Source organism: Actinocrispum wychmicini, assembly GCF_004345645.1.
Classification (GTDB): Bacteria; Actinomycetota; Actinomycetes; order Mycobacteriales; family Pseudonocardiaceae; genus Kibdelosporangium; species Kibdelosporangium wychmicini.
This window is the reverse complement of sequence record NZ_SLWS01000003.1, coordinates 141,716-167,297: the sequence shown is the minus strand read 5'-3', so window position 1 is coordinate 167,297 and position 25,582 is coordinate 141,716. Positions and strand designations below refer to the sequence as shown.

The window sequence follows — 25,582 nt, the reverse complement described above, 5'->3', positions numbered from 1 at the left end:
GGGCTATGTGGACTTCGCGGGGGCTGGCGAGGGCGGTGAGGCAAAGGTGGAGGCCGGGTCATGGGCCGAGGCGGGGACGGCAGCCTGGGCGACCGCCGACACAGCAGACGCGGCTGGAGTGTCATCAGCTGTGGGCTGCGGGGTTGGGTCCGTGGGCTTTGTGCGGCTGTGGGTGCCGAGGACTGCGATCGCGCCGATGACCAGCACTGCGACCGGCAGGGTGTAGGTCCATCGGATGGCGTCGGCCAGTCCTTCGTGCAGGACCAGGTTGGCCAGGGTTTGGGTGGCCGGTTCGGTGGTGAGGTGTTGGGTTTGCAGGTCGCCGGTTGAGGCGGTGGCGAAGCCGGCGATGAACCGGTCTCGGAGGTCTGGTGGCAGGGCGTTGGCGTGGTTGGTCGCCGCGCGGGTCAGGGCGGGGGCGAGGCGGGCCTGCAGCAGGGCGCCGACTGACGCGCTGCCGATCAGGCTGCCGGCGAGGCGGGCCATGTTGAAGCAGCCGGAGGCGACGCCCGTCATGGACTTGGGCACGCTGCCCATGGCCATCGCGACGGGTGGGGAGAACGTCACTCCCATGCCGATTCCGACGGTCAGCAGGCCGGGCAGCATGTCGTACCAGGTCGATCCGATCTGTTCGGCGGACGCGAGCAGGACCAGACCCGCCGCGAGCACGAGCATGCCGACGAACAGCACGTACTTGCCGCCGTACTTGTCTGTGAGCCGGCCGGAGAACGGGGAGACGAGCACGGACACCGCCGGCGCGGTGGCGACAGTGATACCGGCCACCGCAACTGCCATGCCGATGGACATCTGAAGGTTCAGCAACGTCAGGAACAGCATGCTGCTGACCGCCAGCGCCAAACCGCACGTCGCGCCGAGCGTGAGCACGAAGTTCCTGTTGCGCAGCACGGAGAACGGAAGCAACGGCTCACGGTCCTGACGGCCACGTTCAAGGGCGACCAAAGCGACCAAAGCGCAGACACCCGCGACGATCACCATGGGCGCGGTCACCGGGCCCCACAACGGGCCCCAGTGGTGCGACTCGCCCTCAAGCAGGCCGTAGACCAGCAGGAACAACCCGAGCGACAGCAACACCGACCCGGCGATGTCCAGCCGGGGGCGACGGCCGAAGTTCACGTTCGGCACCACGACCGCCGCGTACACCATCGCGATCGCGCCGATGAACACGTTGATCAGGAACACCCACCGCCAGCCGAAGGCGGCCACTGTCAAGCCGCCCAGGGTGGGGCCGGCCGCCACCGAGATCCCGGCGACCGAGCCCCACACGCCGAACGCGGTTCCCCGTCGCTCGGGCGGGAAGATGTGCGTGATGATGGCCATGGACTGTGGACCGAACAGGGCGGCGCTGCATCCCTGCACGACCCTGGACGCGACGAACATCTCGGCGGACTGCGCGAAGGCGCAAGCGATCGACGACAGCACGAACAGTGACACGCCGATCATGAACATTCGTTTCTGGCCGAACAGGTCGCCCAACCGGCCGGCGGTGACCACGAGCGCGGCGTAGCCCAGCAGGTAGCCGTTGCCCACCCACAGGATCTGGTCGACCCGGGCGCCCAGGTCGTGGATCAACGACGGCACCGCCACGTTGGTGATGGTCGAGTCCATGAGCCCGAGGGCGCTGCCGGTGAGCAGCGCCGACAGCACGACCCACGGGCTGTACGTCCTTTTCATTCATCCTCCGAGAGGGTGGCGGCGAGCACGGGACCGATCTCGCCGAGCGGGCCGGGCTGAAGCATGCGGCCGTGGGTCGAATCGACCTGGTGGCACCGAACCATGCCGTCCACGTAGGACTGCCAGGAGTCCGGGCTGAGTCCGCTGTTGGCGGCGAAGTGGAGCATGTCGCCCTTGAACACCTCAGGGACGAACCGCGTCATCATCGCGGTGTTCTCGGCATACACCCGGGCCATCGCGGCCAGTACGTCCTCGCCGAGACCTGCGACCGGGCTCTTCGCCGCGGCCAGCAGTTCCATGGCGTCCACAGTGGTCAATGCGGGCGCGCCGGGTTCGATGCCGAGCGACGCCAACATCGAAGCCAGCGCCTGCTCAGGAGAAAGGTCGATCTGTCGCCCGCCGACCGGGTACGAGTCCACCAGGGTCAGCGTGGCCACCTCATCGCCTTCCCGTTGCAGCAGCGTGGCCATCGCGTGCGCCACAACGCCACCGAAAGACCAGCCCAGCAGGTGGTACGGCCCGGAGGCCTGGACGTTCCGCAGTTCAGCCACATAGCGCGCGGCCATGTCCTCCACGGAAGCCGGGTGGTCGTCCGGAGCGCTGAGACCGGGTGCCTGCAGGACGTGCACAGGCCGATCGCTCACGTATCGCAACAGTCCAGAGTAGACCCAACCGGTGCCGGCCGCCGGATGCACACAGAACAGTGGAGCCCGCTCACCGGCCGCGCGGACCGACATCAGCACATCCAGATCACCGGACCTGGCCACGCCCAAGCTCGCCGCAAGAGTGGCCGCGGTAGGCGTGTCGAACAGAGCACGGATGGACAGTTCGACACCGAGAGTCTCGCGAACCTTGTTGACCACGCGCATGATCAGCAGCGAATGGCCGCCGAGTTCGAAGAAGTCGTCGTCCACACCGACCGGCACGCCGAGCACCTCTGCCAGGATCTGACACAGGACGTCCTCATGAACACTGGTCGGCCCGCGACCCGTGCCGGTACCGACCTCCGGCGCGGGCAAGGCGTTTCGGTTCAATTTTCCGTTCGGGGTCAACGGGAACTCGTCGAGTGCCATCACCAACGAAGGCACCATGAACTCCGGCAACACCGTCCGCAGCCCTTCGCGGATCGCGGTGATGTCCACGTCCGCAGGCGTCACGTAACCGACCAAGCGGTCTTCGCGAACCAGCACGGCCGCGCCGGACACGCCTGGCTGCCGGGCCAGCACGGCCTCAACCTCTTCCAACTCGACCCGGAAGCCCCGGATCTTCACCTGGAAGTCGGCCCGCCCCACGAACACCAGCTGGCCGTCGGAGTTCCACCGGACCACGTCACCGGTCCGGTACATCCGCTCTCCCCCGCCGGCGAACGGGTCGGCCACAAACCGGGTCGCGGTCAGTGACGCCCGACCCCAGTAGCCCCGGGCCAGCTGCACACCTGAGATGTACAGCTCACCCAACACACCCGGCGGCACCGGCCGCAGGCCGGAGTCCAGGACGTAGGCGCCTGTGTTCCACACTGGACGTCCAATAGGGACAGGGCCGCCGGTGGCGGTGATCGGCGTGTACGTCACATCGACGGACGCCTCGGTGGGGCCGTAAAGGTTGTGCAGTTCGGCGTCGAGGATGCCCAGGAACTGGTCTGCCAGTTCGCGGGGCAGCGCTTCGCCACTGCAGATCACCCGGCGCAGGCTGGTGCACTCGGCCGCGGTGGGTTCGGCCAGGAACACCCGAAGCATCGACGGCACGAAGTGCAGGGTGGTGATCTGCGAGGACTGGATCAGCTGAGCCAGGTACCGCGGGTCCTTGTGGCCGTCCGGCTTGGCCATCACCAGGGTCGCGCCCTGGATCAACGGCCAGAAGAACTCCCACACCGACACGTCGAACCCGGACGGGGTCTTCTGCAACACCCGATCTTTGGTCGTCAGCTGGTACTCGTGTTGCATCCACAGTAGACGGTTCACGATCCCGCGGTGTGGCACGACCGCGCCTTTCGGGCGGCCCGTGGACCCGGACGTGTAGATCATGTACGCCGGATTCGCGGGGTCGACGTCCACCTCCGGCGCGGTCGCCGGCCCGTCGTCGGTGATCGACGACGGGGTGAGCAACAGGGTGGGCGCGGCGTCGGCGAGCATGAACTCGATCCGGTCGGCCGGGTAGTCCGGGTCGATCGGCACGTACGCACCACCGGCCTTGAGCACCGCCAGCAACGCCACGACCAGCTCCGCCGAACGTGGGATCGCGACCGCGACCCTGTGCTCGGGCGCGACTCCGGCGGCGATCAGCGAGTGTGCCAACCGGTTCGCCCGCTCGTGCAACTCCTTGTACGTCAACGACTCCGAGTCAACGACCAGAGCGGTTCGGTCCGCGTGCCGAACGGCTGCTGTCTCCAGCAACTCCGTCAGCGTGCCGTCGAACTCAAGGTCGTGGGCAGTGGCGTTGATGGCGTCGAGACGGTCGCGGTCCGCTGGGTCGATCACGGAGATCTGGTCCACCGGCGTGTCGGGGTCGGCCACAGCGGCCTCGACCAACCGGGTGAAGCCGCTGACCACACGAGCCATGGTCGACGAGTCGAACAGGTCCGGGTTGTAGGTGAGCACGCCTTCCAGACCGGCCGCCGACTCGGCCATCGCCAGCAGCATGTCGAACTTCACGCCGTGCACGTCGACGTCGACCTCGCTGACGTCGAGCCCCGGCAGGGTCCAGACGGCGGGCGCGTTGTTCTGCAACACCAGCATGACCTGGAACAGCGGGTGCCGGGCCTGGGACCGCTCCGGGTTGACCAGCTCGACCAGGCGCTCGAACGGCATGTCCTGGTTGGCGTACGCGGCCAGGTCGACGCCGCGGACCCGGCCGACCAGGTCGCGGAAGCTCGGCGAGCCGGACACGTCCGTGCGCAGCACCAATGTGTTGAGGAAACAGCCGACCAGGTCGTCCAGCGAGCCGTCGGTCCGGCCGGCGATCGGCGTGCCGATCGGGATGTCCTGCCCGGCACCGAACCGCGACAACAGCGCGACCAATGCGGACTGCAACACCATGAACAGGGTCGCGTTACATTCCTTGGCCACTTCCAGGAGTCGCGTGTGGACTGATGGACTGAACGTCAACTCCAACGAGTCCGCGCGATAGGAAGGAGTCGCCGGCCGTGGCCGGTCCACGGGCAACGTGATCTCGGCCGGCAGGCCGGCCAACGCGTCCGTCCAGAACGCCACCTGCGCACCCAGAACGCTGCCTGAGTCCTCTTCGGACCCCAACACGCGCTGCTGCCACATGGTGTAGTCGGCGTACTGCACCGGCAACGGAACCCACCCGGGCGCTTCACCGGCACAACGAGCCGCGTACGCCGTCGACAGGTCCGCGACGAACGGCCGCAGCGACCAACCGTCGCTCGCGATGTGATGCAGCACGACCAGCAACACGTGCTCGTCCGGTGCCTCCGTGAACACCCACGCCCGCATGGGCAGATCGGTGCACAGGTCGAACCTGGTTCGGGCCGCTTCAAGCAGCGCGTCGGACGTGTCGACCCACTGGATGTCGACCGTGCCGGCGGTCACCAGCTGGGTGGGTTCCCCGTCGATCACCGGGAACACCGTTCGTAGCACCTCATGCCGGTCCACGACGTCCCGTACGGCCCAAGCCAACGCGTCACGATCCACCGGACCGCGCAGCCGCACCGCGAATGGCACGTTGTACACCGCTTCGCCGTCCTCGAACCGGTTCAGGAACCACAACCGGCGCTGCGCGAACGACAACGGCACGACCTCAGGGCGTTCCACCCGGACCACACCGGCCCGAGCGCCACCGCCGCCGCTGACCGCGTCGACGATCCCGCCGACGGTCGGGGAATCGAACAGGACCCGGATGGGCAGTTCGACACCGAGGGTGCCGCGGATCTTGTTGACGACCCGCGTGATCAGCAGCGAGTGGCCGCCGAGTTCGAAGAAGTTGTCGTCCACCCCGACGCTCGGCAGACCCAGCACCTCGGCGAAGATCTGGCACAGGATCGCCTCCTGCGGGGTGGCCGGCGCTCGCGAAGAGACCACCGCCAGGTCGGGCACCGGCAGTGCCGCCCGGTCCACCTTGCCGTTGGGGGTCAAGGGAAACTCATCCATCACCACCAACGCGGTCGGCACCATGTACTCGGGCAGGCTGATCGCCGCGAAGTCACGCAGCTCACGTGAGTCCACTTCGGACGCAGTCACGTGGGCGACCAGCCGAGCGCTCTCACCGGTGCCGTGCACGGTCACGTACGCCTGGCGGACAAGGGGGTGACTGGCCAGGACGGCTTCGATCTCACCGAGCTCGATCCGGAAGCCCCGGACCTTCACCTGGAAGTCCGCGCGGCCGGCGAACACCAGCTCGCCGTCCCGGTTCCAGCGGACCAGGTCGCCGGTGCGGTACATCCGCTCGCCCGCCCCGCCGAACGGGCACGCCACGAATCGCTCGGCCGTCAGCCCCAGGCGGTTGGCGTACCCACGCCCCAACTGGTCGCCCGCGACGTAGAGCTCACCGACGACACCCGGCGGGACCAGGCGCAACTGGTCGTCCAGGACGTACGCCCGGGTGTTGGCCCCGGGACCGCCCAACGCCACCGTCGGGCCTTCGGCACCGGTGACGTCCGACTTCACGGCCACCGCGATGGTCGTCTCGGTCGGCCCGTAGACGTTGGTCAACGACCCGGCGAAGACCCTGCCGAACCCTTCGGCCAGGTCGCCGGGCAGTGCCTCGCCGCCGACCAGCAGGTGCCGCAGGCTGTCGCACCGAGCCGCACCCGGCTCCGCCAGCATCACCCGAAGCAAGGACGGCACGAAGAAGGCGGCGGTCACCCTCTGCCGGTCGATGAGGTCGGCGAGGTACCCAGGATCCCGATGCCCGCCCTGCCGCGACGTCACGATGCCGGCGCCCGTGATCAACGGCCAGAACAGTTCCCACACCGAAGCGTCGAACGCGATGGTCGTCTTCAACAGCATCCGGTCGCCGCGGCTGAGCGCGTACTTGCCCTGCATCCAGTCCAGGTTGGCGATCAGGGCCCGGTGCGGGATGCCGACCCCCTTGGGGCGGCCGGTCGATCCGGACGTGTAGATGACATACGCGAGGTTCGCCGGTGTCAGCGGGCACATACGATCGGCGTCAGTGATCGGTTCGCTTGACTGCGCCTGGACCAACGCCATCACGTCCGGGTCGTCGATGTTGAGAGCATCGATCGAGATGTCCGAAGTAGACAGAATGAGCGCGGGTGCCGCGTCGGCCAGGATGCCCTGGACACGCGCGGTGGGGTGGCCGGGGTCGACCGGCACGTACACACCGCCGGCGACAGTCACCGCCATCGCCGCCACAACCAGCTCGGCCGAGTGATGCATCGCGACCGCGACCGGGGTGTCTGGTCCGACACCGCGGCTGATCAGCAGCCGTGCCAACCTGTTCGCCCGTTCGGCAAGCTCCGCGTACGTCAACGAGTCCGAATCGGACACCACTGCTCGCGTGTTCGGGGTCTTCGCCGCCTGGGCGGTGAACAACTCTGGGAACGTCACTGACGGGTAGGAGTGGGCGGTGTCGTTGATGGCCGCCAACCAGTGTCGGTCGTGGGAGCTGATGACGTCGATGTGGTCGAGCGGCCGGTCGGGGTCGGCGACCGCGGCGGCCAGCAGCTGGGTGTACGCGTCGACGATCCGCTGGACGGTCGTGCTGTCGAACAAGTCGGGGTTGTAGGTGATCTCCCCGGTCAGGCCGTCGTGGGTCTCCGCCAACGCCAGGGCCAGGTCGAACTTGGCGGTGTCGACGCCGACGCCGACCTCGCCGACGTCCAGTCCGGGCAGCTCCCACACGGCCGGTTCGTTGTTGTGCAGCACGAACATGACCTGGAACAGCGGGTGCCGGGCCGGCGAGCGGTCCGGGTTGACCAGCTCGACGAGACGTTCGAACGGCATGTCCTGGTGGGCGAACGCGGCCAGATCGACCCCGCGCACCCGGGTGACCAGGTCCCGCAGGCTCGGCGAACCGGACACATCGGTCCGCAGCACCAACGTGTTGAGGAAGCAGCCGACCAGGTCGTGCAGGGCGCTGTCGGTCCGGCCGGCGACGGGGGTGCCGATGGGGATGTCCTGCCCGGCGCCGAACCGGGAGAGCAGCGCGGCCAGGCCGGACTGCAACACCATGAACAGGGTCGCGTGACATCCGCGTGCCACATCGAGGAGTCCTGTATGGATGGTCGGGTCCAGGTTCACCGGCAGGGATGCCGCACGGTACGTCGGTGTCACGGGCCTAGGCCGGTCGGTAGGCAACGTGATCTCCGCCGGCAGGTCCGCCAACGCGTCCGTCCAGAACGCCGTCTGCGCGCTGAGCACGCTGTCCGGGTCGGCTTCGGAGCCCAGGACTTGCCGCTGCCACAACGTGTAGTCGACGTACTGCACCGGCAACGCCTGCCACCCTGGCGCCTCGCCGCCGCGTCGAGCCGCGTACGCGGTCGACAGGTCGCGGACGAACGGCGCCCAGGACCAGCCGTCACCGGCGATGTGATGCAGCACGACCAGCAGCACGTGCACGTCAGGTGCCTCGGTGAACACCCACACCCGCATCGGCACGTCCACCCGCAGGTCGAACCCGGCCCGGACGGCATCGGCCACGGTCATCTCCGGGGTGTCCACCCACCGCACGTCGACCGTGTCGTCGGTCACCACCTGGGTGGGTTCGCCGTCGACCACCGGGAACACGGTCCGCAGCACCTCGTGCCGCTGAGCCACGTCACGCACAGCCTGGGTGAGCGCGGGGGAATCCAACTCACCGCGCAGGCGAACGGCGAACGGCATGTTGTATACAGCCTCGGCGCCCTCGAACCGGTTCAGGAACCACAGCCGGTGCTGCGCGAACGACAAGGGCACGACCTCGGGACGTTGCACCCGCGCCACACCGGCCCGAGCGGTGCCGACACCACTCAGCAAGCCCGCGACCCCGCTGACGGTCGGGGCGTCGAAAAGAGCGCGAATGGACAGTTCGGCGCTCAAAACCTCACGAATCCGGTTGATCAGCCGCATGATCAGCAGCGAATGGCCGCCCAGCTCGAAGAAGTTGTCGTCCACCCCGACCCCGGACACGCCGAGGACCTCGGCGAAGATCTCACACAGGATCTCCTCCTGCGGGGTCGCGGGTGCCCGGCCCGTGCCAGCCGTGCCCTCCGGGGCGGGCAAGGCGGTCCGGTCGAGTTTTCCGTTCGGGGACAACGGGAACTCGTCCAACGCGATGAGGATCGACGGCACCATATAGTCCGGCAACACGGCACGCAGCCCTTCGCGAACACCGACGACGTCCGCGGGGGTCACGTAACCAATCAGCCGGTCCTCGTCCACCAGCACAGCCGCGCCGGTCACACCGGGTTGAGCGGCCAGAGCGGCCTCGACCTCTTCCAGTTCGATCCGGAACCCACGGACCTTGACCTGGAAGTCGGCGCGTCCCACGAACACCAGCCGGCCGTCGGCGTCCCACCGGACCACGTCACCGGTCCGGTACATCCGCTCTCCCGCACCGGCGAACGGGTCAGCCACAAACCGCGACGCGGTCAGTCCTGGCCGGTCCCAATACCCGCGGGCGACGCCGGGGCCGGAGACGTACAGCTCACCCGGCACGCCCGGCGGCACCCGACGCAGGCTGCCGTCGAGCACGTACACACCGGTGGTCCCGATCGGGCGGCCGATCGGCAGGACGTCATCGTCGACCGTGTCACCAGGCTGGACGCGGAACTCCGTGCAGCTAACCGTGATCTCGCTCGGCCCGTACGAGTTGATCACGGTCACGTCGGGATGTCCGCGCCGCCACTCGGCCACCGCTGGGCCGCGCAACTGCTCGCCACCGAGGACCAGTTCGCCAGTGGGCACGTCCCCTGAAGCAGGCATCATCGCCAGATGGCTGGGTGTCGCCTTCAGCAGCGACACCGGGCCGACCGGCTCGTCGAGGGTGCCGACCCGCACCTGTCCACCGACCGTCAACGGCACCCACAAGGACGTGACCGTCAGGTCGAACGACACGGACGTGTGCAGCAGCGACGCACCGGTCGCGGATGGGTACGCGTCCCGCGCCCAGGCCAGGTAGTCGGCCAGGCCGCGATGCTCGACCACGACACCCTTGGGCCGGCCCGACGACCCGGACGTGTATATCGTGTACACCGGGTTCGCGGGCTCGATGGTCACCTGCGGCGCTGTCACCGGCCCATCGGCGTCGGCCGCGGTCAGGACCAAAGTGGGGGCGGCGTCGGCGAGCATGTACTCGATGCGGTCGGCCGGGTAGTCGGGGTCAATCGGCACGTACGCGCCGCCGGCCTTCACGACGGCGAGCAAGGCGACAACCAGGTCCACCGAGCGGGGAATGGCGACAGCGACCCGCTGCTCCGGACCGACACCAGCGGCGATCAGCTTGTGCGCCAACCTGTTCGCCCGTGTTTCCAATTCCGCGTACGTCAACGACTCGGTGGCTGAGGACACGGCGACCGCGTCCGGCGTCTTGGCGGCCTGGGCGCTGATCAACGCAGGCAGGCTGACGAAGTCGAAAGCCTCGCGAGGGGTGGGGAGAGCCCGCACCTCCCGTTCGGTGAGCAGGTCCAGGGACCCGATCCGGCGCTGCGGGTCGGTGACGAGCAGCTCGAACACCGCCGCGAGCCGTTCGCCGATCGCCACGGCTTCGGACTGTTCGTACACGTCCGGCCGGTAGTTCAGCCGCAACGCCAGCCGGTCGCCGGGGATCGCGGCGAGGCCGAGCGGATAGTGGATGGCGTCGTGGCTGTCCATTCCGGTGATCCGCAGCCCGCCGACCCGGTCCGCCCAGTCGCCCGGGTAGTTCTCCAATACGGTCATCGTGTCGAACAGCTCCCGCACGCCCACCAGGCGTTGCAGTTCGACCAGGCCGACGCTGACGTTGTCGGTCAGCCGGGCCAGTTGGTCGCTCAGACCGGCGAGCATGTCCGCGCACGACCGCGCCGGATCCAGGTCGACGCGGACAGGCAGGGTGTTGATGAGCAGGCCGACAATGGTCTCCACGCCGTCGATCTCGGCTGGCCGGCCGGACACGGTGATGCCGAACAGCACGTCGTCGCGTCCCGTGAGGTAGCCGATCAGGATCGCCCACGCACCCTGGACGACGGTGTTCAACGTCAGCCCCTGGCCACGGGCCAACGCCCGGACCCGGTCGCTGATCTCCTCGGTGAGTTCGACCGTCACGTTCTCGGACTTCACTCCGGACTGGCCTACAGCGCGGGGCGCGACCAGGGTCGGCTCCACGACACCGTCAAGGACCTCGCGCCAGCCCCTAAGCGCGGCCTCACGGTCCTGTGTGGACAGCCACCTGAGATAGTCGCGATAGGACGTTACGGGTGACAGATCCGCGTCGGTGCCGCGGTAGTAGTCGAACAGGTCCGCCAGCAGCAGGGGCAACGACCAGCCGTCCATCAGGATGTGATGGGCCGTGATGGCGATCCGGTGGTGTTCGTCGCCCAGCTTGACGATCGTGCACCGCAGCAAAGGCGGGGCCGTGACGTCGAACCGGCGGTCCCGGTCGGCCGCCAACACGTCGTCCGACTCCTCCGGCCGGTCGCTAAGGTCGACCACGTCCACCGGCGGCTCGACCTCACCGAGGACGAACTGAACGGGCCGGTCCAGCCCTTGCGAGAAGAATCCGGCGCGCAGGTTGGCGTACCGCCGCAGCACGGCGGCGACCGCACCGCGGAAGGCGGGCACGTCCAGAACCCCGTCCACGTTCAGCACGAGTTGCGTGGTGTAGACGTCGTCCTCAAAGGACGCGTGGAAAAGGAACCCTTCCTGCAGCGGGGTCAGCGGCCAGACGTCGACGATGCCCGGACGGGCCGACTCCAGCGAGTCGATCTGTTGCTGTGTCAAGGAAACCAGGCCGAAGTCGGACGGCGTGTGGCTGCCGGAAGCACCGTCAACGTGCCGCGTCAAAGCGGACAGCGCGTCGAACCACAGCTCGGACAGTTCACGGACATCGGGCTCGTCCAGCAGCGCGCTCGGCCACGACCAGCTCACCACGAGCCGGGGGCCGTCGGCGTGGTCCTCGGTGTACGCGTTGACTTCGAGGGTGTGCGCGAACGGCATACCATGGTCTTCGTCGCCGCCGATCTGACCGGCCGTGTCGTCGCTGATCGGGAACCGGCCGAGGTAGTTGAACTCGATCTGCGGCGCCCGAGCGGCGGCGAGCGTCAACGCGGTCTGCGGGTTGAGGTACCGCAGCATCCCGTAGCCCATGCCCTTGTCCGGCACGGACCGCAGCTTTTCCTTGGTGCGCTTGACGATCTCACCGAGCGAGGGGCCCGCGGCCCACACGTCCGCCCAGTCGACGTCACCGAGGTCGACGGCGACCGGGTGAACGGTCGTGAACCAGCCGACCGTGCGGGCCAGGTCGACACCGTCGATGACGTCTTCGCGGCCGTGTCCTTCCAGGTCGATGAGCACCTTGCGGACGTCCGCGACACCCCGGCGCCTGCGCCACGCGGCCACGGCGATGCCGAGCGCGGTGACCAGGACGTCGTCGACGCCGCCGTGGAACGCCGCCGGGACCGTGGTGAGGATCGGCTGCGTGCGTTCGGGCGGCAGGCTCGCGGTGATGGTCCGCCCGGTGCTGACCAGGTCCCGTTTCGGGTCCAGATTCTCCTTGCCCAGCAACGAGTCCGGTGTGTCCAGCACGTCCAGCCAGTGCGGCAGTTCGGCGACCCGGTCCGGCGAGTTCGCGACTGTCTGGAGACCCTGCGCCCAACTCCGCAGCGACGTGCCGACCGGATCCAGCGCCGGCGTGCGACCGGCGACGACATCGTCCATTGCGGACTCCAGGTCGGCGGCGATGATCCGCAGTGAGACGCCGTCCACGACCAGGTGGTGCACCCCGACCAGCAGCCGGTCGTCGGACCAGACCGCCTTCAGCATGACCCCGGCGTCCGGATCGAAGCGGAGGTCGCCGACCAGGCCGGCGGCGCTGACCTCGCCCACCGGCAACACGTCGAGCCGCCACACACCGGCGGTCCTGGTCAGCTTGGCGCGCAACGCGTCATGGTGGTCGATCAGAGCTTGCAGGGCGGCCGTGATCCCGTCCAGGTCGATCGACGGCGGTGTACTCACCGTGACGGACTGGTAGAAGCCCTCGATCGGGCCGCCACGCGACCGCAGCCAGTGCATGATCGGCGTCAACGGCACCTCACCTGCGTCCGAAGTGGACACAGTCGGGGTGGAGCTCGACACGGTCACCACGGAAGCCAGCTGCGCGACCGTCTTGCGGTCGAACAACTCCCGGACTGTGAACCGTAGCCCGGCCCGACGGGCCTTGCTCACCAGCTGCAACGAGACGATGCTGTCGCCGCCGAGGTCGAAGAACCCATCGTCGATGCCCACCCGCGCCAGGCCGAGGACCTCGGCGAACAGGTCGCACAGGATGGTCTCGACCGGGGTACGCGGGCCACGCCCGGAGACCTCGGCGGTCGCCGCTGGCAGCGCGTCACGGTCAAGCTTTCCGTTGGCGGACAAGGGAAGTTCGTCAAGCACGGCGATCGCTGACGGAACCATGTAGTCCGGCAGTTCGGCGGCCAACCGCGCGCGCATCGCCTTCAGTTCGGGCTGCGCGCCGGGCGCGGGCACCACGTACCCGACCAGCCGCCGCTCCCCCGGCCGGTCCTCCCGGACGATCACCGCGGTCTGCGCGACCTCCGGGAGCCGGGCCAGCGCGGCCTCGATCTCGCCCAGTTCGATCCGGAAGCCCCGGACCTTCACCTGGTGGTCGGCGCGGCCGACGAACTCCAGGTTGCCGTCCATCCGCCACTTGACCAGGTCACCCGTGCGGTACATGCGGGTGCCGCGCGGTCCGTACGGACTCGCGACGAACCGTTCCCCGGTCAGCGACGGGCGGTTGAGGTAGCCACGCGCCAGGCCGTTGCCGGCGAGGTACAGCTCACCGGGCACACCCTCGGGGACCGGCTGCAACCGGGCGTCGAGCACATAGGCGTTGACGTCCTGGATCGGGTGGCCCATCGGCGGGGCCTGGTCCGGTCCGGCCGGGTCACTCATCGTGGCGACCACAGTGGACTCAGTGGGACCGTACACGTGCAGCAGCCGTCGGCCGGGTGTCCACTTGCGAGCCTGCTCCAGGGACAGTGCCTCGCCACCGACTACCAAGCCGCGCAACGAAGGCAGATCGGTGGTCGGCAGCGAGGAGAGCATCGTGGCCACCAGGTCGGTGTGGGTGACCGCGTTGTGCTCGATCAGCGAGGCGAGGTCTTCGCCCGCCATGTGGTGCCGCGGCCCGGGGATCACCAGGGCGGCACCGGAAAGCAGGGTCATCGCGATGTCGGCCATGGACACGTCGAAGCTGATCGACACGGCCAGCAGGAACCGGCTGTGCTCGTCCAGGCGGAGCCCGTCGATGTGGGCGCCCGCGACCCCGGCGACGCCACGGTGGGTCACGGCGACACCCTTGGGCCGGCCGGTCGAACCGGACGTGTAGATCACATACGCGGTGTTGTCGACCGACAGGGGCGAGGTCCGGTCGGCGTCGGTCGGGTTCGTCGACAGGACCGCGGTGAGCTGCGCCGCAAGGGCGTCGACCAGCACCATCTCGGCGCTCGACTCGGGTAGATCGGCGGCGATCGCGGACGTCGTCACCAGGAGCATCGGCTTGGCGTCCTCGATCATGAACCGGATCCGCTCGGCCGGGTAGTTGGCGTCCACCGGCAGGTACGCAGCGCCCGTCTTGAGGACCGCGAGCCAGACCACGATCATTTCGAGCGACCTCGGCATGGCCAGCGCGACCACACATTCCGGGCCGGCGCCACGCGCGATCAGCACGCGGGCCAACCGGTTCGCCGCGCTGTTGAGCTCGGCGTACGTCAGCTCCTGACCTTCGAACGACACCGCAGTCGCGTCAGGTGTCTTCGCCACCTGGGCCTGCACCAGGTCCGGCAGTGGCGCGGGATCTGCGCTGGTCGGCGAACTGTTCCAGTCGACGAGCACCCGGGACCGCTCGTCCGGGCTCAGCACGTCCAGGTCGGTGATCGGCTTGTCCGGCTCGGCGATCGCCAGTTCCAGGACGCGCAGCACGCAGTCGGCCAGCCGCTGCGCGGTGTCCCGGTCGAACAGGTCGCTGCTGTACTCCAGCTTGCCCTCGATGCCGCCGCTGCCGCGTTTCTCCACCAGGTCGAGCGCGAGGTCGAAACGGGCGATGCCGGTCGGCACGACGGACAGGTCGGCGCACATGCCGGGCACGTCCCAGTGCCATTCAGGTTCCTCCTGGAACGCCAGCATCACCTGGAACAGCGGGTGCCTGGCCAACGACCGGGCCGGGGCGAGCCGACTCACCAGCCGCTCGAACGGCAGGTCCGGGTGGGCGAACGCGCCTAGGGCAGCACCGCGGACCCTGGCCAGCAGGTCGGCGAACGTCGGGTCGCCGGCGGTGTCCGTGCGCAGCACCAGGGTGTTGACGAAGAACCCGACGACGTCGTCGAGCGCGTCCTGGGTGCGGGTGCCGACCGGGCTGCCGATCGGGATGTCCGTGCCGCCGCCGAACCTGGTGAGCACGGTGGCCAGGGCGGCGTGCATCGCCATGAACACGGTCGCCCCGTGAGCCCGTGCGACCTCGGCGATCCGGCGGTGCTGCTCGGCGGAGATCCGCAGCTCGACCGCGTCACCCCGGTAGCTCGCCTCCATCGGCCGGGGCCGGTCGGTCGGCAGGTCCAACCCTTCCGGCAGGCCGGCGAGCGCGTCCGACCAGTAGTCGAGCTGCCCGGCCATCAGGTCGTCCACGACATTCTGGTGCCACAGCGCGAAGTCCGGATACTGCACCGGCAACGTCGACCACTGCGGCTCCCGGCCGGCACGCCGGGATGTGTATGCAGTAGACAGGTCGCGGGTGAGTGGCGAGGTGGACGGTCCGTCCGCGCCGATGTGGTGCAACACCAACAACAACACGTGTTCCTGGGGTGCGACGGCGAACAATGTCGCCCGGAACGGCGGCTCGACGGCCAGGTCGAAGCCACGGCTCGCGGCCAGCGTCAGCTCGGCGTCCAGGTCGTCCCGGTGGACGACCCGCACGGCGAACGCGGTGGGTGCGTCGTCGAGAATGCGCTGGGTCGGGGCGCCGTCCAGCTCCGGGTATACAGTACGCAGACTCTCGTGCCTGGCCATCAGATCGTCGACCGCGGCCGCCAACGCGTCCCGGTCGACCGGTCCGTGCAGCTTCAGGGCCAGCGGGATGTTGTACATCGCCGGCACGTCCTCGAAGCGGTTGAGGAACCACAGCCTGCGCTGGCCGTCGGTGAGCGGCAGCTCGGCCGGGCGAGCGACGGCGCCGAGTTCGACCCGGTCGGACCGGGTGTCGCCGATCGCCTCGACCAACTGCGCCACGGTCGGCGACTCGAACAGCCGCTGGATCCGCAACTCGGTGCCGAACACCGCCCGCACCCGGCTGACCAGCCGGATCGCCAGCAGCGAATGCCCGCCACGGGCGAAGAAGTCGTCGTGGACGCCGACGCTCGGCACCCCCAGCACTTCGGCGAACAGCTCGCACAGGACCTGTTCACGCAACGAACGCGGGCCGCGCGTAGTGGCGTCGTGACCGGCGGCATACAGGTCGTCCGGGGCCACCGACTCTGGCTTGGGCAACGCCTTGCGGTCGAGCTTTCCGTTGGGAGTCAACGGGAAACGTTCGAGCGACACGATCGCCGACGGCACCATGTACTCCGGCAGCACGCTGGCGATGGCTTTGCGCACGTCACCGAGGTCCGGCCGGCCGTGCGCGCCGACGAGGTACGCGACCAGGCGAAGGTCACCGGGGTTGTCCTCGCGGGCCAGCACTGTGGCCTGGGTGACCTCGGGATGTGCGACGCAGGCCGCCTCGATCTCGCCGAGTTCCACCCGGTAGCCGCGGATCTTGACCTGGTGGTCGACCCGGCCGATGAAGTCGAGCGTGCCGTCCGAGCCCCACCGGGCCACGTCGCCGGTCCGGTACATCCGGGCGCCTTCGCGGGCGAACGGGTTGGCCACGAACCGTTGCGCGGTCAGCTCGGCCCGGTTGTGGTAGCCGCGTGCGATCCCGTCGCCCGCGATGTACAGCTCGCCCGGCACTCCGGGCGGCACCAGCCGCAACGCCGCGTCCAGGAGATAAACCTGGGTGTTCCAGATCGGCCGGCCGATGGTCGGCGCTGTTCTGTCCACAGTGGACATCGTGGACCAGATCGTGGTCTCGGTCGGCCCGTACAGGTTGGTCACCTCGGACCCGACGTCGTACATCGCGCGGGCCAGCGCGGCCGGGAGCGCTTCGCCGCCGACCAGCATCCGGATGCCGCGGATCTCGTCCGGGTGACTCGACGTGAGCGCCTGCCACAGTGAGGGGGTCGCCTGCATGATCGTGGCACCGGTCCGCACAGCGAGCGCGGACAGCAGCGCGGGGTCACGCACGGTCTCGCGGTCGGCGACCACCACGGTAGCGCCGCTGATCAACGGCAGATACATCTCAAGCGCCGCGATGTCGAACGCGATCGTGGTCACCGCGAGGAGACGGTCACCGGGCTCCAGTGCGAACCGTTCGGCCATCGACAGCTGGAAGTTGACCAGGGCGTCCCGTGGGATGACGACGCCCTTGGGCCGTCCGGTCGAGCCGGAGGTGTAGATCACATACGCCGCACTGTCCTGTTCGGGGACGATCCCCAGGTCGTGCTCTGGGTAGCCGGTCAGGTCGGGCAGTTCGCGCAGAGTCAGCGCGGGGGCGGCGTCGTCGAGCATGTACGCCACCCGGTCGGCCGGGTAGTCCGGGTCGATCGGCAGGTACGCCGCACCGCACTTCAGCACGGCCAGCAACGCGGTCACCAACTGCACGCCCGGCGGCAGCATCAACGCCACGAACCGTTCCGGACCAGCGCCCTGCTTGACCAGGTAGTGCGCCAAGCGGTTCGCGGCGGCGTTCAACTGGGCGTACGTCAGGGTTTCGTCGCCGGCGATCAACGCTGTCGCGTCCGGATCGGCGGCGACACGTTCGGCGAACAGGAGGGTCACGTCGGTCGCCGGGACGTCGCGGGCGGTGTCGTTGAACGTCACCAGGACCTGCTCGCGTTCGGCCGCGGACAGCGTTTCGACCTCGCTGATCGGCTGGTCGAGCGACGTGACCATGGCGTCGAGCACGCGCAGCAGCCGGTCGGCCATGGCGCGGGCGGTGCGTTCGTCGAACAGGCCGGTGCTGTATTCGACGACGCCGGTCATTGGCGGCCCAGCCTGCTCGTCAAAGTAGAACGACAGGTCGAACTTGGCCACGTCCAGGTTGTCCAGCGCGGCCGCCACCGCAAGGCCCGGGATGTCCACTGTGGACTTCGGCACGTTCTGCAGCACCAGCATGGTCTGGAACAGCGGGTGCCGGCTCAGCGAGCGCTGCGGGTTGAGGATCTCCACCAGCCGCTCGAACGGCAGGTCGGCGTGCGCGAACGCGGCCAGGTCGGTGTCCCGGACCCGGCGCAGCAGCTCGGCGAACGTCGGGTCGCCGGCCGTGTCGGTCCGCAACACCAGGTCGTTGACGAAGAAGCCCACCAGGTCGTCGAGCTGCTCGTCGGCCCGACCGGCGACGGCGGTGCCGATCGGGATGTCGGTCCCCGCGCCCAGCCTGGTCAGCAGCGCCGCCAGCGCGGTGTGCAGCACCATGAACAGGCTGGTCTGGTTCTGCTGGGCGACCCGCAGCAGGCCCTGGTGCAGCTCGGCGTCGACGGTGAACGGGACCGTCCGGCCGTGGTAGCTCGCTTTCGGCGGGCGCGGCCGGTCGGCCGGCAGCGAGATCTCGTCTGGCAGTCCGGCGAGCGCGGTCCGCCAGAACTCCAACTGGCCGGCGGCCAGCGTCGCTGGATCGTCGTCCGCGCCAAGAACATCGTGCTGCCACAACGCGTAGTCGGCGTACTGCACGGGCAGCGGCCGCCAGTTCGGCGCCTTTCCGCCGTGGCGGGCGGCGTAGGCCTCGCTCAGGTCGCGGGTCAGCGGCGCCATCGACCAGCCGTCGGCCGCGATGTGGTGGAACACCAGCAGCAGAACGTGTTCCCGGTCGGCCAACGTGTACAGCGTAGCCCGCAACGGCAGGTCGACGGCCAGGTCGAACCCACCCGCGGCCTCCGCCGCCATCAACTCGCGCAGACCGCCAGAACTGGCACTAGCGGTCGCCAGTTCGATCGTGGCGTCGGGCAGAACGACCTGGCACGCGGTGCCGTCCACGTGGGGGAAGACGGTCCGCAGGCTCTCGTGCCGCGCGACCACATCACCCAACGCCGCACGCAATGCCTTGACGTTCAACTCGCCGGACAGCTTGAGCTGCAACGAGATGTTGTACGTCGCGCTCGGCCCCTCCAGCTGGTTGAGGAACCAGAGCCGGCGCTGGCCGGCGGACAGCGGCAGCGGGGTCGGCCGGGTCATCGGCTGGAGCCGGGCTCGTGCCTCGGCGGCCCCGTCCAGCCGTTCGGCCAGCGCCGCGACCGTACGCGCCTCGAACAACATGCCCACGGTCATCTCGACCCCGAGCGCAGCCCTGATCCGGCTGGCGGCCCGCATCGCGAGCAGCGAATGCCCGCCGAGCAACAGGAAGTCGTCGTCGATGCCGACCCGCGGCAGGCCGAGCACCTCGGCGAACACGTCACAGAGAGCCTGCTCGCGGTGGTCGCGCGCGGCTCGGCCGGTGCCCGTCACCTGGGGCGCGGGCAACGCCCGCCGGTCGACTTTTCCGTTCGCTGTCAACGGAAACGCGGGCAGCACGACCAAAGCGGCCGGCAGCATGAAGCCCGGCAGCTCCAGCTTCTCGCGTACCTCGGCCAGCTCCGGGGACGCGCCGTCCGCCGGCACGACGTACGCCACCAGGCGGCGGTCGCCCGGCTGGTCCTCCCTGGCGATCACGACGGCCTGCGCGACCTCGGGCAGCGCGGCGACCGCGGCCTGCACCTCGCCGAGTTCGATCCGGTACCCGCGGATCTTCACCTGTTCGTCGGCCCGACCGACGAACTCAATGTCGCCGTGCGCGTCGACCCGCACCAGGTCACCGCTGCGGTACATGCGTGCGCCGACGTCGAACGGGTCCGCGACGAACCGTTCCGCGGTCAGCGCCGCGCGGTTGAGGTACCCACGCGCCAGGCCCGCGCCCGCGATGTACAGCTCACCCTCGGACGCCGGCTCCAGCGAGTCGTCCAGCACGTACGTGCGCATGCCGTCAAGGGCCCGGCCGATCGGCACGGACTCGCCTACCTGCTGGTCGACAGCGTGCGAGGTCGCGAACGTGGTGGTCTCGGTCGGTCCGTACCCGTTCACGACCGTGGTTCCCGGGCAGTGCTCCAACACCCGGCGGACGGCGGCGGCTGGCAGCACGTCGCCGCCGGCCCAGACCTGGTCGACGTCGTGCAGGCAACCGGGGTTCTCTTGGGCCAGCAAGGAGAACAGGCCCGCGGTGAGCCAGACCCTGGTGACCTCGCCGGTGGTGATCACCTCGGCGAGCGAGTCGAGCGTGAGGTCGCCGGCCGGGGCGAGCACCAGCTGCCCGCCGGTCAGCAGCGTGACCCAGATCTCGAAGGTGGAGGCGTCGAACGACTGCGGCGAGTGCACCAGCGTCCTGGCCGGCGTTTCCGTGCGGAACCGCTGGTCAGCGGCCAGGGCGACGACGTCCGCGTCGGTGGCCATGACGCCTTTCGGCGTTCCCATGGACCCGGACGTGTACATCACGTACGCCAGCCGATCCGGCAGGCCGGGCACGTCCGGGTCGGTCGCCGGCTGCCCAGCGAGCTCCACGTCGTCCAGGCACACGACCGGGATCTCGCTTGGCTGCACGAGGTCGGTCAGCCATACCGTGGGCTTGGCGTCGGCCAGCATGAAGTCCCTGCGGGACAACGGATAGCTTGGATCCAACGGCAGGTACGCGGCGCCCGCCTTGGTGATGGCGAGCAACGCGACCACCACGTCCACACCGCGCGGCAGCGTCACCGCGACCACCGACTCGGTGCCCACACCCCGGTCGATCAGCAGGTGTGCCAGCCGGTTCGCCCGCTCGTTCAGGTCCCGATAGGACACTGAGACGTCGCCGGACACGACGGCCGTCCGGTCCGGCGTCCGCTGGGCCCGCTGGCTGAACAACGCCGGCAAGGTCATCGTGCCGGTGCGGTCGAAGTCGGTCATGTCACGCCCCGCTAGGTCAGGTCACTGTGGTCAACACGAGGAATCGTGCGCCCCGGCGGTCCACGGCCACCCGTGCCATTCCGGCCCGAAGTGGCCCGGAACGCGGAATGGACCGGTTGGCCGGCCGGAATTGGCTATGGACTCCGGCGCCGCTGATCAGCAGTGTTCCTCGGCGTCCCCCATGCTCACGGATTGAGGAAGGTGCCATGTCGCGCAGAAGAGCAGCCGTGGCGGTGACCGGAGCGCTGGTGGCGGTCATGGCCTCCGGTGTGATCGGGCCACCCGCTTCGGCGTCCCCCAACGCCACGCCGGCCGGCCCGGCCCTCGCCCGGGAACTCGCCCACCAGGTGAGTCCCGGCCGGATCAACGACCACCTGGAGGCGTTCCAACGGATCTCGAACCGCAACGGCGGCGACCGCGAGCCGGGCACCGAGGGCTACCGCCAGTCGGTGGACTACGCGGCCCGGAAGCTCGACCGGGCCGGCTACACCGTCACCCGGCAGGACTTCCAGTTCAACTGGTTCCAGACGCTGGCGGAGAAGCTGACCGCGGCCGGTGCCAACGTCCCCGTCATCGTGATGGACTACGGTCCGTCCACACCGGTCGGTGGCGTCACCGCGCCGCTGGTCGTCGTACCGTCCACAGGGGACGCCACACCCGGCTGCGAAGCCAGTGACTACGCCAACATCGCGGCCGCCGGGAAGATCGTCCTCGTCGAGCGCGGCGCTTGCTCGTTCATCGTCAAGCAGCAGACGGCCGCGGCCGCCGGCGCGATCGCCACGCTCATCTACAACAACGTTGACGGTCCGCTGAACGGTTCGCTGAACGACCCGTCGAACGGCCGGGTGCCGACCGGTGGGCTCAGCCGAGCCGACGGGCTGGCGTTGACCGCACAGGCGGGCACCACGATCTCGCTGGAACTCCGTTCCCTGCAACAGGTTCGGACCAGCGCCAACCTGATCGCGCAGACCAGGACCGGGCGCGAGGACAACGTGGTCACGATCGGCGGGCACCTTGACAGCATCGGCGGGGCCGGGATCAGCGACAACGCCACCGGTGCCGCGGCGATGCTGGAAACCGCGCTGCGGCTGGGCTCCCGGCCACGGGTGACCAACGCGGTACGGTTCATCTTCTTCAGCGCGCAGGAATTCAGTTTCGCCGGAGCCACCGCGTACCTGAACTCCCTCGGCGCCGACGGCCAGCACAAGATCGGGTTGTACCTGAACGTCGAGATGCTCGGCTCACCGAACGCCGGCTACTTCGTCCTGCACGGACTGAAGCCCGCCGGTTCGGACAAGATCGAGCAGGCGTTCGTCGACTACTTCACCGCGACCCGGGTGCAGTCCGAGACCGCGCCGATGTCCTCGCGCTGGGACTACAACGCGTTCGCCAACGCCGGCATCCCGACCGGTGGCCTGTTCACCGGCGCCGACTCGGTGAAGACCCAGGCGCAGGTGGACAAGTGGGGTGGCACCGCCGGACAGCCGTTCGACGTCTGCTACCAACTGGCCTGCGACAACCTGCGCAACGTCGACCGGGTGGCGCTGAACCGCAACGCCCGCGCCCTGGCGTGGGTCATCGGCTCCTACGCGACGAGCACCCAAAGCGTTAACGGACGTTAACCCTTTCGCGCGACCATCAAATCGCGCACGATCGCCTGGTCCACGCGGTGCTGGAAGCCGAGGTACGCCTCGGTTTCCAGCACCTGCAGGCCGTTGTCCCGCAGGATCTCGGCGATCGCGTCCCGACCGCCGACGTATGTGTTCCACGACAGGCCAAGCGCGCCCCCGGGACGGATCAACTGCGTCCACACCGGCACAGCGCTTTCCAACAGCGCCAACGGGCTCCGAGACAGGCCGGACTCACGTGTCGAGCCGTGCTGCACCCCGTACGGTGTGTCGGTCACGACGATGTCGAAAGTCTCCCGGCCGAAGATCTCCTTGGCACGCAAGGTATCGGCGTGGACGTAGTCGATGGTCCGGACCTCGCCGGCCTTGTACTCCTCCTTGGTCGCCCCGAAGCTGATCTCCAGCCTCTTGCCCAGGTTCTCCCGGTTGCGCCGCATCGGCACGGTCTGCGCGGTGTGTTTGAGCCGCTTGTTCTTCAACCAGGTCCGGATGAAGGTGGAGTACGCTTCGAAGTCCTTGCCGTCGAGGTCCACACCGTAACTGTCGAAACCGTACATCGTGGCCTGGTTCAAGGTTGTTCCCCGGCCGCACATCGGGTCGAGCACCCGCAGCGGCCGGCGCAGGAAGTCCTTGGGACTGTCGGTGGACACCGCGGTCACGTTCAGCAGCAGCTTGGTGAACTGCTCGTTGGTCTTGCCGGAGTACTTCAGGATGGTCAGCAGGTCGCTGGAGAACCGGTCCAACGGGTTGAGCCGCAACGGTTTCAACAGCTCGCCCTGCATCTCGAACAGAGCGTACACCGAGGACAGGTTGGACAGCGCCGCGATGTCCTCATCGGACAGGTCGTCGGCCCGCATCCGCAGGTACGGTACTCCGCCGAGGGTGATCTCGGTCAGGTCGTGCACCTGGCCGTCCAGGAGCGTCCCAGCGAACACCTGGATCTCGCCGCGCATCATCTGCTGGGCGGTGTCGGTGTAGACCCGGTTCGTGGACGGCGAGATCAGGACGGCGTACTCCGGCATGTATACATCGTACACACGGGTCATGACGGGATGGCGGCCAGCTCGGCCGGCACCGCACCGGGATGCACGACCCGCAGCCGCTGAGTGGCTCTGGTCATGGCCACGTACAGGTCGCTGTGGCCCCGTGGTCCGGTGGCGAGGATGGCCGCCGGGTCGACGATCAGCACCACGTCGAACTCCAACCCCTTGGCCTGAGCGGGCGTGAGCAGGACGACCTTCTCGGTCAAGTCCGGCGGCACGGCGACCGACAGCGCGGCGGCAAGCGGACCGATGTGCGTTCCGGGAGCGATGACGGCCAGTTGACCGGCCACATGTGCCGCGGCGAACTCGGCAGCGGCTCGGCACAAGTCGGCCGCCCACGTCCGCCGAGGCGTTTCACCGGCGGAGCGAACCGACCGGGGCGGCGTGAGTCCGGGATGACGGGCGGCGAGGAGGTCGGCCGTGGCGGCCATGATCTCCGTGGGTGTGCGGTAGTTCACCGTGAGTTGGGCCAGCCGGTGATCGCCGACGCGGTCCCACGACGAAGCGCCCGCCGCACTGCCGGTCTGGGCGAGATCGCCGACCACGGTCATGGACCGGGTGGGGCATCGCCGGGCCACCATCCGCCAGTCCATTTCGGACAGTTCCTGCGCCTCGTCGACGACCACGTGGCCGAAAGTCGCCCGACCGTCGGCCGAACCGACGATGGCCGCGGCCTCGTCGAGCAACGGAACGTCCGCGACGCTCCACCCGTCCGTGCCGACCAGGTCGGCCACCACCTCCTCGGCGGTCAGCGGCGGCCACAACGCGTCGAGTGCCACCTCGACGCCCGGCTCGGCGAGCAGCGCTGTCCTCAGGTCTGCCCGATCGGTCTCGGCCAACAGGTCTCTCGGGCCGATGTCGTCGACGACCACCCCGGCGGCGGCCAGCATCCGCAGGTCGGCGTCGCCGAGCGAGCCGTCCGGGCTGCCGCCGTCGATCGCCTCGCCGGTCTCGGTGAGCACGATCGCCTCCGTCCGGTCGATCATCAGCTGGGCAAGCGCGTCCACGATGTGACTGTGGAACACCAACCTGGCCTGGTTGTGCGGCAGCCCGGTCACCCTGGCCGCCCGCACAGCCCGGCGGCAGCTGTCCGGATCCAGCGCCAGCACCTGCTGTTCGAACTCGATCTCCACCGGTTCGTCCGGGATCCGGACCCGGGCCCGTACCGTGTCCGCCAACCACCCGGCCATGTCGGCCCGGCCCTTGCGTTCGGCGATCTCCGGCGGATCGACCCGGCTGACTCGCACGCCCGGACACAGGTCGGCGATGGTCGCGGTCACCACACTGTGTTCCCCCAGACCAGGCAGCACCTGGCCGATGTAGTCGAGGAACACCTGACTGGGCCCGACGACCAGAACACCGCGGGTACGCAGGTGCGGGTGCGTGTACAACAGGTAAGCGGCGCGGTGCAACGCGACCGCTGTCTTGCCTGTGCCGGGACCGCCCTGCACCACGAGCACGCCTTGGTACGAGTCCCGGATGATCCGGTCCTGCTCGACCTGCAAGGTCGTCACGATGTCCCGCATCCGCCCGGTTCGCTCCGCGGTCACCGCCGCCAGCAGGGCCGCCTCCCCCACCAGGCCGTCGCCCGTGCCGTCCAGGTCGAGCAGTTCGTCGTTCAGCGCGACGACCATCCGGCCCCGGGTGGTGATCCGCCGACGCCGGCGGACACCGTCCGCGGCGGCCGCGGTCGCCGTGTAGAACGGCCGGGCCGCCGGTGCCCGCCAGTCCAGCAACAACGGCTCGTCCGCACCGTCATGGAACAGTCCCAACCGGCCGATGTGGACACGCCGACCATCGGCCATGTCCAGGCGCCCGAAGTACAGACCCGGTTGCATCGCGTCCAAACGGGACACTTCGGCCCGCCAGACGGCGGCCGTGTCCGGGCCGCCGCCGGCCATACGTGCCACCGCCTCGGCACGCATGGCGTCCACACGGCTGTAGAGGGCTGTCAGGTACTCCTGCTCGGTGTCGATCTCGGCCACGCCGCTGTGCTCCCCCGCGAAATCGATGGTCACGGCCACCGAGCGTGCCTGGCGACTTCGCCAAAGAACAGTCTTGA

Annotated in this window: 5 protein-coding genes; 1 reads left to right on the top strand and 4 read right to left on the bottom strand. The window is 69.0% G+C overall.

Going from position 1 to position 25,582, the window contains the following annotated elements; genetic code table 11:
• Nucleotides 1–3: 3 nt before the first annotated feature.
• Both EV192_RS15045 and EV192_RS15040 read right to left on the bottom strand, forming a co-directional pair.
• Nucleotides 4–1,692: an MFS transporter gene (locus EV192_RS15045; protein ID WP_132115644.1), complete on the bottom strand. Its 1,689-nt coding sequence runs from the start codon at nucleotides 1,690–1,692 to the stop codon at nucleotides 4–6.
• Complete coding sequence (locus EV192_RS15040; protein ID WP_132115642.1) at nucleotides 1,689–20,849, bottom strand: non-ribosomal peptide synthetase; 19,161 nt, start codon at nucleotides 20,847–20,849, stop codon at nucleotides 1,689–1,691. Before EV192_RS15040 ends, EV192_RS15045 begins: the two co-directional genes overlap by 4 nt.
• Before the next feature lie 206 nt (nucleotides 20,850–21,055).
• Between EV192_RS15040 and EV192_RS15035 the strand changes: the two genes are divergently transcribed.
• Nucleotides 21,056–22,471: a M28 family peptidase gene (locus EV192_RS15035; protein ID WP_165960392.1), complete on the top strand. Its 1,416-nt coding sequence runs from the start codon at nucleotides 21,056–21,058 to the stop codon at nucleotides 22,469–22,471.
• On the opposite strand, the gene EV192_RS15030 is transcribed toward EV192_RS15035, so the two are convergent.
• A complete protein-coding gene (locus EV192_RS15030) occupies nucleotides 22,468–23,499 on the bottom strand; it encodes a TRM11 family SAM-dependent methyltransferase (RefSeq protein ID WP_132115638.1) in 1,032 nt (343 codons plus the stop codon). The genes EV192_RS15035 and EV192_RS15030 overlap by 4 nt on opposite strands.
• A 20-nt stretch (nucleotides 23,500–23,519) precedes the next feature.
• Entirely contained in the window at nucleotides 23,520–25,445 is a 1,926-nt protein-coding gene (locus EV192_RS15025) for a HelD family protein (RefSeq protein ID WP_243726910.1), read from the bottom strand.
• Nucleotides 25,446–25,582 lie beyond the last annotated feature (137 nt).